Source organism: Vibrio syngnathi (assembly GCF_002119525.1).
GTDB lineage: Bacteria > Pseudomonadota > Gammaproteobacteria > Enterobacterales > Vibrionaceae > Vibrio > Vibrio syngnathi.
The window spans coordinates 1,413,518-1,426,398 of record NZ_CP017916.1; the positions used below are offsets into that span (position 1 = coordinate 1,413,518).

Annotated in this window: 13 protein-coding genes; 10 read left to right on the forward strand and 3 right to left on the reverse strand. The window is 45.0% G+C overall.

Translation table 11 applies throughout. The features are described from left to right. Position 1 precedes the first annotated feature (1 nt). The 10 genes from cobT (at position 2) to K08M4_RS06595 (ending at position 10,588) form a co-directional block, all read left to right on the forward strand. Complete coding sequence (cobT, locus tag K08M4_RS06550; RefSeq protein WP_086049275.1) at positions 2-1,030, forward strand: nicotinate-nucleotide--dimethylbenzimidazole phosphoribosyltransferase; 1,029 nt, start codon at positions 2-4, stop codon at positions 1,028-1,030. Beyond that, positions 1,030-1,836: an adenosylcobinamide-GDP ribazoletransferase gene (locus K08M4_RS06555; RefSeq protein ID WP_086049276.1), complete on the forward strand. Its 807-nt coding sequence runs from the start codon at positions 1,030-1,032 to the stop codon at positions 1,834-1,836. The genes cobT and K08M4_RS06555 overlap by 1 nt, the downstream gene beginning before the upstream one ends. A 9-nt stretch (positions 1,837-1,845) precedes the next feature. Next, complete coding sequence (gene cobU / locus K08M4_RS06560) at positions 1,846-2,481, forward strand: bifunctional adenosylcobinamide kinase/adenosylcobinamide-phosphate guanylyltransferase (RefSeq protein ID WP_086049277.1); 636 nt, start codon at positions 1,846-1,848, stop codon at positions 2,479-2,481. 8 nt (positions 2,482-2,489) lie between these two features. After that, on the forward strand, positions 2,490-3,107 hold the full coding sequence (locus K08M4_RS06565) for a histidine phosphatase family protein (protein ID WP_086049278.1): 618 nt from the start codon (positions 2,490-2,492) through the stop codon (positions 3,105-3,107). Between the two features lie 141 nt (positions 3,108-3,248). After that, positions 3,249-5,045, forward strand: a complete 1,797-nt coding sequence (locus K08M4_RS06570; RefSeq protein WP_086049279.1) for a M3 family oligoendopeptidase — start codon at positions 3,249-3,251, stop codon at positions 5,043-5,045. Between the two features lie 272 nt (positions 5,046-5,317). Next, positions 5,318-6,346 carry a succinylglutamate desuccinylase gene (locus tag K08M4_RS06575; RefSeq protein WP_086049280.1) on the forward strand — a complete coding sequence of 343 codons (1,029 nt, stop codon included), beginning with the start codon at positions 5,318-5,320 and terminating at the stop codon, positions 6,344-6,346. A 133-nt stretch (positions 6,347-6,479) separates the two neighbouring features. Further along, positions 6,480-7,475, forward strand: a complete 996-nt coding sequence (gene btuC / locus K08M4_RS06580; RefSeq protein ID WP_086049281.1) for a vitamin B12 ABC transporter permease BtuC — start codon at positions 6,480-6,482, stop codon at positions 7,473-7,475. Beyond that, complete coding sequence (gene btuD / locus K08M4_RS06585; protein WP_086049282.1) at positions 7,462-8,220, forward strand: vitamin B12 ABC transporter ATP-binding protein BtuD; 759 nt, start codon at positions 7,462-7,464, stop codon at positions 8,218-8,220. Before btuC ends, btuD begins: the two co-directional genes overlap by 14 nt. Before the next feature lie 29 nt (positions 8,221-8,249). Then, on the forward strand, positions 8,250-8,609 hold the full coding sequence (locus tag K08M4_RS06590; protein ID WP_086049283.1) for a DUF6559 family protein: 360 nt from the start codon (positions 8,250-8,252) through the stop codon (positions 8,607-8,609). A gap of 518 nt (positions 8,610-9,127) precedes the next feature. Continuing rightward, positions 9,128-10,588 (forward strand): lytic polysaccharide monooxygenase, encoded by a 1,461-nt coding sequence (locus tag K08M4_RS06595; RefSeq protein ID WP_494338369.1) that lies wholly within the window; start codon positions 9,128-9,130, stop codon positions 10,586-10,588. Positions 10,589-10,845: 257 nt separating this feature from the next. Here K08M4_RS06595 and K08M4_RS06600 read toward each other — a convergent pair whose 3' ends face one another. From K08M4_RS06600 to K08M4_RS06610, 3 genes are all read right to left on the reverse strand, one after another. Further along, entirely contained in the window at positions 10,846-11,079 is a 234-nt protein-coding gene (locus tag K08M4_RS06600) for a hypothetical protein (protein ID WP_086049284.1), read from the reverse strand. Between the two features lie 59 nt (positions 11,080-11,138). Continuing rightward, complete coding sequence (locus tag K08M4_RS06605; protein WP_086049285.1) at positions 11,139-11,858, reverse strand: hypothetical protein; 720 nt, start codon at positions 11,856-11,858, stop codon at positions 11,139-11,141. A 98-nt stretch (positions 11,859-11,956) separates the two neighbouring features. Then, complete coding sequence (locus tag K08M4_RS06610) at positions 11,957-12,796, reverse strand: LysR family transcriptional regulator (RefSeq protein ID WP_086049286.1); 840 nt, start codon at positions 12,794-12,796, stop codon at positions 11,957-11,959. Positions 12,797-12,881 lie beyond the last annotated feature (85 nt).

Genomic DNA, 12,881 nt, shown 5'->3' on the forward strand with positions numbered 1-12,881 from the left:
TATGTTAGATACCCAATACTCGCAGTACATCCAACACCGAATTGACCAAAAAACCAAGCCACTTGGTGCGCTTGGCTTACTAGAAAAAGTCGCGCATCAACTGGCATTAATTCAAAGCCAAGGCAAAGAAGCTGCGGTTGAGCACATCGAATTGAATAAGCCACGTATCATCATTTTTGCTGGCGACCATGGCATAGCAGATGAAGGTGTGAGTATTGCTCCAAGTGCCGTGACACAACAGATGGTGTTGAACTTCTTGAGCGGTGGTGCGGCGATAAATTGCTTCTGTGCGGTGAATGATATCGATATCACGGTAGTCGACACGGGGATATTGTTGCCTGTTGAATCTGACAGTGACATGTTTATCTCTCAGCGTTTAGGTACACGAACCAATAACTTTGCTAATGAAGCGGCAATGAGCCTCGAAACGGTTGAACGTGGGATTGAACTGGGAACTGAGCTTGTATCTAGAACCATTTCGAATGGCACGAATATCATCATGTTTGGTGAAATGGGCATCGGCAATACCAGCAGCGCGTCTGCCATCTTAAGTGCGCTAGCAAACCGAACTGCAGATGAGTGTGTTGGTTTAGGCACTGGTATCAACAATGAACAGCTTGCACGTAAAGTGGCGGTGGTTAAGCAAGGTGTTGCTCGTTGCATAAATCCTGACGCAAAAAAGGTGTTAAGCCAAGTCGGCGGTTATGAAATAGTTCAAATGGTGGGGGGCTTCCTTGGCGCTTACGAAAACAGAACCCCTGTGTTGGTCGATGGTTTTATCGTGTCGGTTGCGGCGTATGTCGCGACTCTAATTGAACCGAGTTGCCGTGATTACATGATCTTTGCTCATCGATCTGAAGAGTCGGGGCACAAGATTCTATTAGAGCTGCTAGACGCTGAGCCACTGCTCGATCTTGGATTGAGATTAGGCGAGGGCACAGGTGCTGCGCTAGCTATGCCAATAATTCGTGCGGCGGCAGAGTTCTACAACAACATGGCGAGTTTTGAGAGTGCTGGAGTCACGGTTTAATGAGTGATGCACCAGAAAGATCGTTGAAAGATAGCATCACATACCAATGGGAACTTTTTTCGTTGGCGATGGGCTTCTTTTCTCGTTTGCCAATGCCGAAGAATACGCCTTATTCAGAAGAGAGAATGAATCGTTCTGGTCGTTACTTCTCAACGGTTGGTTTGTTACTTGGTGTTTTGTGTGGCGGGATCTTCCTAGCGCTGAGTGCGGTATTACCGAGCGCTATTGCTATCTTTTTGATGATGAGTTTTAACTTGATGTTGACTGGTGCTTTTCACGAAGACGGCTTAACCGATATGGCGGATGGCATTGGCGGCGGCATGACCTTAGAACGCCGCTTGACCATTATGAAAGACAGTCGAATTGGTACTTATGGCGCGTCTGCACTGGTTATGGCTCTGCTTGGTAAGTGGGTGCTATTAAACGAGCTCTTGAACATGACAGCCTTGTTTATGGTTATCGTTACCAGTTATACCTTTAGTCGCGCGATAGCGGCGTCACTTATTTATGATATGCCTTATGTCAGCGATTTAGATACCAGTAAAAGTAAGCCATTGGCGAACAAGCAAACTAAAGGTGAACTTGTCTTTTTATTGCTTGTTGGCGTGTTGCCTAGCCTGTGGTTTGGTCTTGAATTCGCTTTGGTTTTATCTGTTGTCGCCTATCTGTTTAGATTAGGTTTCAAAAAATGGTTAACGGCACGAATTGGCGGCTTTACTGGCGACTGTTTGGGTGCGGCTCAACAGTTGATGGAGTTGCTGACTTACCTTGTGTTCATTGCTGCTTTTTACAATGGTTTTCTATAACGACTCCTTATGACAAATACGAATCAAGCTAATCAAATTAATCAAGCAAGTCAGCGAAACAGCCATCTGGTATTGGGTGGGGCTCGTTCTGGTAAGTCGAGTTTTGCAGAACAACAGGCATTATGTGCGCTTGCAGCATGCTCAAATGGTCGTCTCAACTATATTGCGACGGCCACTTATTTGGACGACGAAATGCGTGACAGAATTGTGCATCATCAACAACGTCGTGGTGAGCTGTGGATTGAGCATGAAGCTCCTGTTGAGTTAGCCGAAAAACTGCAGTCTTTTGATCAAAACGATGTGGTATTGATTGACTGCCTAACCTTGTGGCTGAACAACATCATCTTTGAACTGGGTGATGATGCGACCAATAAACAGGTTGAGGCCGTGGTTGAAGTTTTAGTGAAAAGTGTAGAGCGAAGCCCGGCGCAAATTATCATGGTGTCTAACGAAGTTGGTCTAGGTGTCGTGCCGTTAGGTAAAGTGTCGCGCTTATTTGTCGACAATGCGGGTCGCATGAACCAAGCGCTAGCTCGAGTTGTTGAGCGGGTCACGCTGGTCGCCGCAGGATTACCATTGAGCTTAAAACCGTCTAGCTATTCGACTCAAAGCTCGACTCATAATTCGACGGATATCAAAGGTTAGGTGAACAGATGGAAAATGGAACAACCAAAAACATCTATCTACTAAGACATGGCAAAGTAGAAGGCGGAGCGGCACTTAATGGTTTATCCGATGTGTTGGTTAATCCTGATCTTCAAGATCGGATATGTGGGGCGCTAGTAAAACAAGATATTGCCTTTGATTGCGTGGTTACCTCGCCATTAAGGCGATGCAGCGATCTCGCAAACAGATACGCACAGCGTATGTCTGTGCCTTTATCTGTAACACCAGACTTTCAGGAAATGAACTTCGGTGACGTTGATGGTGTCCCATTTGATGAGCTTGAAGACAAGTGGGGAATGTTAGAAACCTTTTGGAAAGACCCTGCTAATCATCAATTAACTGGCGCAGAAAGTTTACAGAGCTTCCACGACAGAGTAACTCAAGCTTGGTCGCAACTTTTGGACGATCCAAGTGACAATCTATTATTGGTTACTCATGGTGGTGTGATTCGCATATTGTTAGCGCATTGCCTTGATATCGATTGGGAAAATCCGAGTTTGTACTCGAAGCTATCGATAGAAAACGCGTCGATAACGCATATTCAAATCACTCAGTTTGCGCAGAGCTTTATTAGCGTAAAATCAATAGGTTTACCTGTTCTCTGAGCGCTTAGAAAACACACTTTTAAGAATTAATAATCTATTAGACCTGCTAGATAGAGATAGAAATAAAATTCAAAATATAAAGCGGCGTTCACAGCCGCTATACCAGATTGGTATTACTACCTACGTGAAAGGAATTTAGTCATGACAACACCGAGTTGGGATCTAAGCATTGCTTATTGCGATCTTGATGATGCAAAAATCGAACAGGACATTGAACTCATCCAACAGTGCATTGAGCTGTTGTACCTACACGTTGAAAAGCGTCATATTATCCTAGCGATGCAAAACGCCATTCAAACATCTGAAGCGGCAGGCACGTTACTGAGCACGATCAACACCTTCGCTAATTGCCACGCATCGGTCGATGCGACACACACAGAAGCCAAAGCACTGCTTGGTCGAGTTGCGAAACTGAACTCTGAAATGTCTCAAGCGTTCAGCCCTTACGAAGACACGCTAATCCACGCAGAACCAGAATTTATTGATGCCGTATTAGAGCATGAGAGCGCAGATGTTGCGGGGCAACGCTTTGCTATCGAAAGCTCACGTAAATTAGCAAGTAGCCGACTCAGTGTGGCTGAAGAGCAGTTATTAGCCGCCATGAAAGTGGATGGCCGTGATGGATGGGGACGTTTGTACGATAACCTCACCGGTTCTCTAAAACTGTCGCTGAAGCTGAACGGTGAAGATGAAGCGCTAGGTTTTTCACAAGCCGCGAGTTTGTTGTACGGCAGCGAATTCGACAAACAAGAACCGGCATGGCGCGCGGTTCAAGGCGCAATGAAGACGCATCAAGAGTCTTTTGCTTCGATCCTAAATGCATTGGCGGGTTGGCGACTGACTGAAAACAAAAAGCGCTCGAAGATTAGCGATGTGCATTTCCTTGATCCAAGCCTACACGGCAGCCGCATTGTGCCAGAAACGCTAGACACCATGATGTCGGTAGCAAAGGCAAATCGAGCAGTAGGCCAGAAAGCAGGCCTGTTAATGGCAAGAGTTCACGGGCTCGATGAAATGAAGCCTTGGAACCATTTAGCAGCGATGCCACCGCTGGGTGACAGCGAATCTAAGGTTTACCCATTTGATGAAGCGATCGAAGTGATTAAAACCGCCTTCGCTGAAGTCAATCCAGAGATGGCTGATTTCGTCGCATTAATGGTTGAGAACGGTTGGATTGATGCCGCTCCAGCAGCCAATAAACGTCTAGGTGCGTACTGCACTAAATTTGCTGCGACACGCACCCCGCTTGTGTTTATGACATGGAGTGGTAGCCGCTCAGGCTTAATGACATTGGCGCACGAGCTAGGCCACGCGTTCCACAACTGGGTGATGAAAGACATGCCGTTGTGTCAAACACGCTACCCAATGACGCTAGCAGAAACCGCTTCGATCTTTGCTGAAAATATCGTTCGTGACCATCTATTGAAGCAAGCACAAACACGTAATGAGAAACTTGAAATGCTGTGGGAAGAGCTTTCTTCTTCTTTGGCATTAATGGTGAACATTCCCGTTCGTTTTGAGTTTGAGAAAGCCTTCTACGAGCAGCGTGAAAAAGGTGAGCTCACGGCTCAGCAGCTGTGTGACTTGATGGAAACGACTTGGAAAGAGTGGTACGGCGATGCAATGACAGAAGCCGACCCTTATTTCTGGGCGAGCAAGCTACACTTTAGCATCTCTCAAGTGAGCTTTTACAACTACCCATACCTATTTGGTTACTTGTTTAGTAAAGGTGTTTACGCTCAGCGTGATGCGAAAGGTGATCAATTCTATGGCGATTATGTTTCACTGCTTCGTGATACGGGCAGCATGATGGCGGAAGAAGTGGTTCAAAAACACCTTGGCATGGACCTGACTCAAGCTGATTTTTGGCAACAAAGCATCGACATGGTCAAAGTTCAAATCGACGAATTTGAAAGATTGCTCGATCAGGAAGATTAATTGATCTCAATCTGTTCATGACAGGTAAGAGCTGTGTTAGCTTACGTGGCTCTTATCTTGCTGAAATGACTAAATTTAAAATGATTATTTAGACCAGAATTAAAAAATCATTATTTGGAACAGATGTCGATTAGTAAAGTCAGCAGGTAATACAAAAAATATGGGTAGTATTTGTGAGAGATAACGGAGTTTCTATTGATAAGTGCGATCCTAGCAACACAATTTCTATGTACAATTTATTAACATACGGCCGTGCAATTAAGGAGTAGCGCATGACGAAGACCCTCTTTCGCCAATCATTTCTTTTTGACAGCCTAGATCTTGAGCAAGAAGTGGTTGCAGGACTGACCGTACTAAGTAACGGTGTTCAAATTAAGCTTCATCAACGCGGTGTATTGGAAGTGATTCCCGCGGAGTACAATTCTGAAACCAAGAACATCATATTTTCGACCGGTGTTCATGGAGATGAAACCTCGCCAATGGAGCTGATTGATAAGCTCATTGAGGACGTTGAAACCGGCTTCCAAGTCGTGACCGCAAGATGTTTGTTCATCATCGCTCACCCAGAAGCAACCAACGCGCATACTCGTTTTCTTGATGTGAACATGAACCGTCTGTTTGATGACAAGCAGTACGAGAGCAATCGAGAAGTGGATATCGCGAATAACTTGAAAGACTTGGTCACTGAGTTTTACAAGGAAACGGTCCCATCGACTCGTTGGCACTTAGATCTGCACTGTGCGATCCGTTTGTCTAAGCATTACTCTTTCGCAGTGAGCCCTAAGGTTCGTCACGAAGTTCGCAGTAAAGCTTTGTTCGATTTCATTAACAGTGCCCACGTTGAAGCGGTGTTGTTATCTAATGCGCCAACGAGCACCTTCAGTTGGTACAGTGCTGAAAACTTCGAAGCGCAAGCTCTGACAATGGAGCTTGGGCAGGTAGCAAGAATAGGTGAGAACCAACTTGATAAGTTAACGGCTTTTGATTTGGCGATGCGTAATCTGATTGCTGAAGTAGAACCAGAGCATTTACCAAAGAAAACCATTACTTATCGCGTAAGCCGAACCATTGTTCGTTTGCACGATGATTTTGATTTTATGTTCTCAGATGCCGTTGAGAACTTTACGGCGTTCAAACACGGTGAAGTGTTTGGTCATGATGGTGATAAGCCATTGATGGCGAAGAATGAAAATGAAGCGGTGGTATTCCCAAATCGTAACGTTGCTATTGGTCAACGAGCGGCCTTAATGGTGTGCGAAGTCGAAACACGATTCGACCATGGTCAGCTTGTGTACGATTAATCTCCAGTCGGATTTAATCGACCAAAACAACCACCCAACTGGTTGAAATATCAAGGTTCACATTACGGTGTGAGCCTTGAGTTTATTTAGGGATACAGGTAAGGTTACGCGAACAATTTCAAAGTAGCTTGATATGGATTTCCAACAACTTCTTCACCAAAAACAGCGCAAATGGACGCGAGCCATTTACCTGATGGCTGCACTGCTTGTCACGCTGAGTGCGATTTATCTAATGGTTGGCGATCTCTTCATCTCCCCTCTGGGCATCTTGTCGACATTAGAACAAAAATTACTGATTGATTTACGCTTACCCCGACTATTGGCGGCTATTGCTATCGGGGCTGGGTTAGCTGTATCTGGCGCAAGCTTACAAGTCTTATTGGGTAACGTATTAGCAGAGCCCGGTGTGCTCGGCATTTCTGGTGGCGCAAGCTTGGCGATGGTGATCGCGCTGTTCTTCTTACCGTTTGCTCCTACGCCTGAATTGTTTATGATTGCCGCCGTTTTAGGCTCACTCTGTTTTACCGTGATTCTGGTTAGCATGGTAAAAACGATGCGACTTACTACCGCCAAATTACTGCTAGTCGGTGTCGCGTTGGGCATTCTTTCTGGTGCGATGGTGACGTGGGCGTTCTATTTTAGTGATGACCTCAGCCTACGCTTATTGATGTATTGGCTGATGGGCAGCTTAGGTGGCGTCACTTGGTATCAACACTCGCTCACGTTAGTTATGATCCCTGTGATTATTTGGTTGTGCCTGCAAGGTAGCAAGCTAGACAAATTGATGATTGGCGAGACCCATGCTGCGCAGTTAGGCGTGAACGTTCCGAGATTACGTTGGCGCTTGATCTTCGCTGTGTCTATTTTGGTCGGCTGCGCAGTTGCGTTAGGCGGCGTAATCAGCTTTGTCGGTTTGGTTGTGCCACACTTACTGCGTTTAGCGATTGGTACCGACAACCGATATCTTCTTCCTTTGTCTGCCGTTGCGGGCGCTGCTTTGTTGGTGTTTGCTGATATCTGTGCTCGAACTTTATTAGATTCAGCAGAACTTCCTTTAGGTGTGATGACCACCAGTATCGGCGCACCAATCTTCATTTGGATGTTAATTAGAAATCATGATTCAAATTAAGAGCCTGAGCGTCGGCGCTCGTTTATTACCACTATCATTTGAGCTCAAACAAGGGCAGGTGACTCACGTTATCGGCCCCAATGGCAGTGGCAAAAGTACCTTACTAGAAGCGATATCTGGCGTTGGTGATGGCTACAAAGGTGATATAAAGCTCGACGGTCAAGACTTGTCAGTGTTGTCGTTACAAGACTTATCATTGCATCGCGCTTACCTGTGTCAAAGTGCAAGGCCAGCCTTCAACTTGGAAGTGTTCCAATACCTCGCGTTGTCACTGCCAAGCTCGTCGCACGGCCTTGATGCTGAAATCAATGCAGCTTTGGAAGAAATAAGCCAGATGCTAGACATCACAGACAAACTTCATCGTTCAATTCAGACACTGTCTGGTGGTGAATGGCAACGGGTTCGCTTGGCGGGAATGTGCCTGCAAATTTGGCCGACGCTTAATCCTTACGCAAAACTCCTGATCCTAGACGAACCTGCAGCGCCATTGGATATTGCGCAAGAAGCCTTGCTGTACAAGCTTATCGAACGAGTGGCTGAGAAGGGCATTGCGGTTATTATGGCTAACCACGACCTGAACCGAACCTTGAAACATGCCGACCAAGTACTGCTGCTCGACAAGGGCGTACTACAAGCCTCAGGCAGTGCAGAACAAGTACTTGCGCCTGAACAGCTAGAATCCGTATTCAACACACAAGTAAAAAGCATCTCGGTCGACAATCAAACTTATCTTTTGTTTGGTTAACTTAGGCTCATCAATACAAGGCAACCTATATGTTTAGATATATTCAACGACGACGAATCAAGAAAGTAATCAAATCACTTTCAGCAAAGTTGGTAAAAGCGTACGGAAGCAGTGACTTTTTCTCTATTGGTCAGGTAGAAACGAGTTCTAGTCAACTGAGTAAGCGCCAACAACTGGTTGCTTTAGCTTTGTTTGCAGATCCACAAGACCTTGCTGTTGAACTGGCTCCTGCCATTCAATTGCTGCGTAATGACGTGTCTAACGACTTCTTCGGTGGTGAGGAATATACCGCGCGTGATGTACTTAACTTATTGGGCGGTGGCGGTTGGAAGGGCGGTCGTATGGACGATGATATGTCGAATCGATTTGGCATGAATAGCCGCTATTAGTTTAGCTCGTTCAAATTAACGTTTAATGATTTATCGATTTATAAACGTATACGCTCAATAGCTTAGTAACTTAGAGACTTAGAGACTTAGAGACTTAGAGACTTAGCGACTTTGCAACAGTCTCAACAACGTTATAATGAAGCTCAAAAGCACTCAATATCATTATTTATGCGAGCGTTTCACTCGGATTGATTCAATAAAAAAATACCTTCCTAATGAACTATTTTCTTAGGGAATGCGTGATTCGTGTCGGTAAAAATCGATAATTCGAAGCAATATCATCTATCTCTAACGCATTTCTTTGAGTTGTGTGACTCTGATTCCTTTCAAAATAAATCCCACTTTTATTGATAGTTATGACGTATATATTTTCCGTGTTCTTAAAGTCAGAAACTATAAACCCTCGAACTGCAATCTTGATTAGAAAATGTCCAATCAATATTGCATACGGGGGTAAAATAATAGAGAGTGGGAAAGTGAAAACAGCAAATAATAATATTCTAAAAATAGCAGTGGGGATGGCTATGCTATCCAGCGTACCATCAGTAGCAAACGCTCATGGCTGGTCTGAATTTCCAAGTGCACGTCAGAATACGTGTTATGAACAAGGTGGGGTTTGGTCGGGTACGCCACCAAATGCGGCGTGTGCTCAAGCAAAAGAGATTTCTGGGTCATACCCGTTCGTTCAACGCAACGAATACGCCAAAAACATTGAAGACTTCAACAACATCAATGCTGTAAAGGCTGCGATTCCAGACGGCACTTTGTGTTATGCCAATGATTCGCAAAAGCGTGGTATGGGCGCACCTCATACAGGTTGGACTCGCACCGAGTTAAGCACTGGTACATTTGAATATGTATTCAACGCGACTGCACCACACAACCCGTCATTCTGGGAGTTCTATCTAACGAAACCAAACGCAGACCTAAGCAAAGGCTTAGCGTGGGGAGACTTAGATCTTATCCAAGAAGAGGGTAACGTTCCGGTTAATGGTGGTAAGTACCGCATTAACGTCACTATCCCTTCAGACCGTTCTGGCGATGCGATTCTATTCGTTCGCTGGCAACGTGATGATGCTGCGGGCGAAGGCTTCTACAACTGTTCAGACATCACTATCGCGGGTGGCATAACCCCTCCACCAGAGCCGGGTCCAGAGCCCGATCTCGTGCGTGGTGATCTGTTTGTTTCAGACCAATTTGGAACGCCAAAAGTTGGTGACACAGTTAAGTACGACATCATCAACAAGTATGGTGAAGTAGCGCGTAGCTTCGACATCGTCATCGATGCTTCAAACGTTAACGATTGGTCTCGTTTGTTGGCTTCAGAAATTAATGGCTGGCACGAAGAGTTTAAAGATGGCGCGATCTTCATTGGTGACTGGCATGCCGAAATGGAACACTACATGTATTTCCAAAACGATCCGTCACGTAACTTCTTCAACTCAAAGGATAGCCGTGCTTCTGGTCAGTTAACGTTGATTGATGGTGGCGACGGTGGTCTTGAACCATTGAAAGGCGACATCTACGAGCTAGTGAAGAGTGACAACGTAGTGAATGCTGGCGACAAAGTTGTGATTGCGACAAGCGAAGCAGCAAACCTAACACAGACTCAAGGTTCTGCCGTTAGCATTCAGAACAACGGAACGGCTTCAATTGTTGTTGATACGACTGCGATTACAGCGAACGAAACTCTGTCGTTCATTGCTAGCTCAATTGAAAGCGAAAGTGTAGAAACCTTCACATTCGAAGTGATTGCTGATGACGGTGGCGTAACACCAGACCCAGATCCAACGCCGGATCCTGATCCGACTCCTGACCCAGACAATGGCACTTGGGACTCTACAGCGACTTACCTAGGCGGTGAAGTAGTAACGTACTCAAACCAGTCTTGGAAAGCACAGTGGTGGATTCAAGGTGGTACAAACCCTAAAGCGACCTACGAAAATGAGAAATGGGGAGTTTGGCGTCCAGCGAACTAATCTTAACTATTGTTAGTCAATTAGCTTTAAAGTAATAATCAAGACACCACACTTTTTGACGAGTGTGGTGTCTTTTTTAACGTTTACATTTGTGGTATTGAATGTCATCAGCCTAGAAAAAGATGATTCAGAAACGGAGTCTTAATCGCTGAGCAGGGCTCTATAAGAAGATGAGAGTTATATAGAAAACAAGAGCTATATAAAAAGACCAGAAGCGTGATTTTCTGGTCTTTTACGTTTTGTCATGTGTTAGCGATTTATTCCAGAATAAGGTTTTGTTTAATCTCATCGTTAAGATATCCCTGATCAAAACCTGGTGTCATGAATTCGACGAAGGAGGAGTCTAGATAGCTGGTTTCTAGATACCCCGGTTCTAGATAATGGACATCTAAGTGATCAGCACTTGCGTAGGTGGGAATCGCGGAAAACAAAACGATACTGATCGCTGCAGCGATATTAATGACTTTGTTACGTTGAGGAGTCATTTTCATAGTAGTGCCCTCGAAAGGTGGGCAAATCCATCTGCCTATGAGAATTGAATCTGAGATGTTTAGAAGTCGTAAGACAAACCAAGTGTGATGATGCTGTCGTTGTCGATCGGGCCCATCGATTGGCCGTTCAAGTAAAGGTCACCTTCGTTGGTGTTGAAATAGGTGTATTTCACGTAGGGTGTCCAGTCGTCGATGCTCTTAGAAAGAACGACTTCGTGTTCATTGGTACGGTAGTCACCTTGATGAAAATAGACATTGTCACCGTCATGGGTAAACCCGCCGTTGGATCCATCACTGTTTTCGTGAGTGTATTGGTAAGCTAAATCCCAACCGGCGAGTGAGTACCCTGCACCGGCGATGAACTTATTGGTATTAATCGTGGTGTCGCTTACACTCTCGAGTACTTGGCCTGACTGGTTATATCCCAATCCACTGAATACATTGAAATTATCGTTCACTTGGTAATCGATAATACCTTCGATTAATAACTCTTCACCGTTGTCCCATTTACCAAGCTCACCGTATAGGTTGAACGTGAAGGACTCGCTGATGTGAAAGTCGTGGCTGTAACCCGCTGCCAGCCAACCCTGGTCATCAAAACCTATATAGACTTGTCCATTTTCTGAGGTGTCGATTAATGCACCAGCTTCTGTGGTGTAGACGCCGTTATCAGCAGCATTAGAGGCAACGTTTTGTTCGATGTAAACTTGAGTCGAAGTCGCAAATGCTGTGCTGCTGAGTAATGTAAGTGGTAGAGCAATGAGGTTAAGTTTGTTCATGGATTCTCCAGTGTTGTTCTATTGAATTAACTTGCTGGAGAGTATGTGATGAAACCAAATTTATATTAATAGGGTTAACTTTAGTTAAAACCTCAGTTTCATTTATGTTTTCTTAATGCCGATTTGATTGCTTCGCGGGTTTTGATGTGTTGCTCGTCGGTAGCGTAACGGCGGTGATAGAGCATTCGAAACGTGATCGGTCTTAATCTGATGGGGATAGGGTGAACGCGTAAGCCAAGCGCTGGTGCAAGCATTTCTGCAAAAGAGCGAGTAGAAGCGGCGATATAATCCGTCGTGCTTGCCAAAATCAGCATGCTTGAAATTGAGCTGGTTTCAATCCTGACTTTTCGCGGCTCGATATCGTTCTCTGATAAAAACTCGACCGTATTCATATTGGCGCGTTTGATCTTAAGTGCAATATGTTCCTCTTGGAAATACTCTTCTTTACTCAGTGTCTCACCAATTCGAGGGTGGTTGATTCGAGTCAGGCACACGGGTTCCTCATCGACGATGGTTTCTTCAATCAATGAGTGTTTCTTACTCGAAAGTACATCGATGACGATATCCACTTTTTGTGCAGTAAGCGCATCAAACAGTTCTTCCTCTTCGAGTGGCGCTTCCGTAAAGCTTACGCCTTCAACCTGGCTAACGAAATGAAGCAAGCTCTCTGTGCAATAGACTTTAAGGTCATTCTTTTGCTGCTCAACCGTTCCAATGATGTTCAATGGATCTTCTATCTTATTAGCGAGTGATACTGCTGCACCAGTAGGCGCGATACCTCGTCCTTCTCTCACAAATAAAGTTTTCCCCACGACACCTTCGAGTCTCTTAATAGCCGCGCTGACCGCGGGTTGAGAAATATCAAGCTGCTCTGATGCCACGGTGATAGAGCTGTGTTTGTAAACGGCCAAAAATGTCGTCAGTAGATTAAGGTCCAAATTCAGTTCCCTCTATTCTTATTGCCACTCATCCAAATCATTGTGGAGTCTTTGCTGATTCATAAATGAAATGGAGGTTTTAAGT

What these genes read in the sequence shown, in the direction of transcription:
- K08M4_RS06565 (WP_086049278.1), top strand. Translation starts at nt 2,490, where the DNA reads ATGGAAAATGGAACAACCAAAAACATCTATCTACTAAGACATGGCAAA.
- btuD (WP_086049282.1), top strand. Translation starts at nt 7,462, where the DNA reads ATGATTCAAATTAAGAGCCTGAGCGTCGGCGCTCGTTTATTACCACTA.
- btuC (WP_086049281.1), top strand. Translation starts at nt 6,480, where the DNA reads ATGGATTTCCAACAACTTCTTCACCAAAAACAGCGCAAATGGACGCGA.
- cobU (WP_086049277.1), top strand. Translation starts at nt 1,846, where the DNA reads ATGACAAATACGAATCAAGCTAATCAAATTAATCAAGCAAGTCAGCGA.
- K08M4_RS06570 (WP_086049279.1), top strand. Translation starts at nt 3,249, where the DNA reads ATGACAACACCGAGTTGGGATCTAAGCATTGCTTATTGCGATCTTGAT.
- K08M4_RS06555 (WP_086049276.1), top strand. Translation starts at nt 1,030, where the DNA reads ATGAGTGATGCACCAGAAAGATCGTTGAAAGATAGCATCACATACCAA.
- cobT (WP_086049275.1), top strand. Translation starts at nt 2, where the DNA reads ATGTTAGATACCCAATACTCGCAGTACATCCAACACCGAATTGACCAA.
- K08M4_RS06595 (WP_494338369.1), top strand. Translation starts at nt 9,128, where the DNA reads ATGGCTATGCTATCCAGCGTACCATCAGTAGCAAACGCTCATGGCTGG.
- K08M4_RS06605 (WP_086049285.1), bottom strand. Translation starts at nt 11,858, where the DNA reads ATGAACAAACTTAACCTCATTGCTCTACCACTTACATTACTCAGCAGC.
- K08M4_RS06575 (WP_086049280.1), top strand. Translation starts at nt 5,318, where the DNA reads ATGACGAAGACCCTCTTTCGCCAATCATTTCTTTTTGACAGCCTAGAT.
- K08M4_RS06590 (WP_086049283.1), top strand. Translation starts at nt 8,250, where the DNA reads ATGTTTAGATATATTCAACGACGACGAATCAAGAAAGTAATCAAATCA.
- K08M4_RS06600 (WP_086049284.1), bottom strand. Translation starts at nt 11,079, where the DNA reads ATGAAAATGACTCCTCAACGTAACAAAGTCATTAATATCGCTGCAGCG.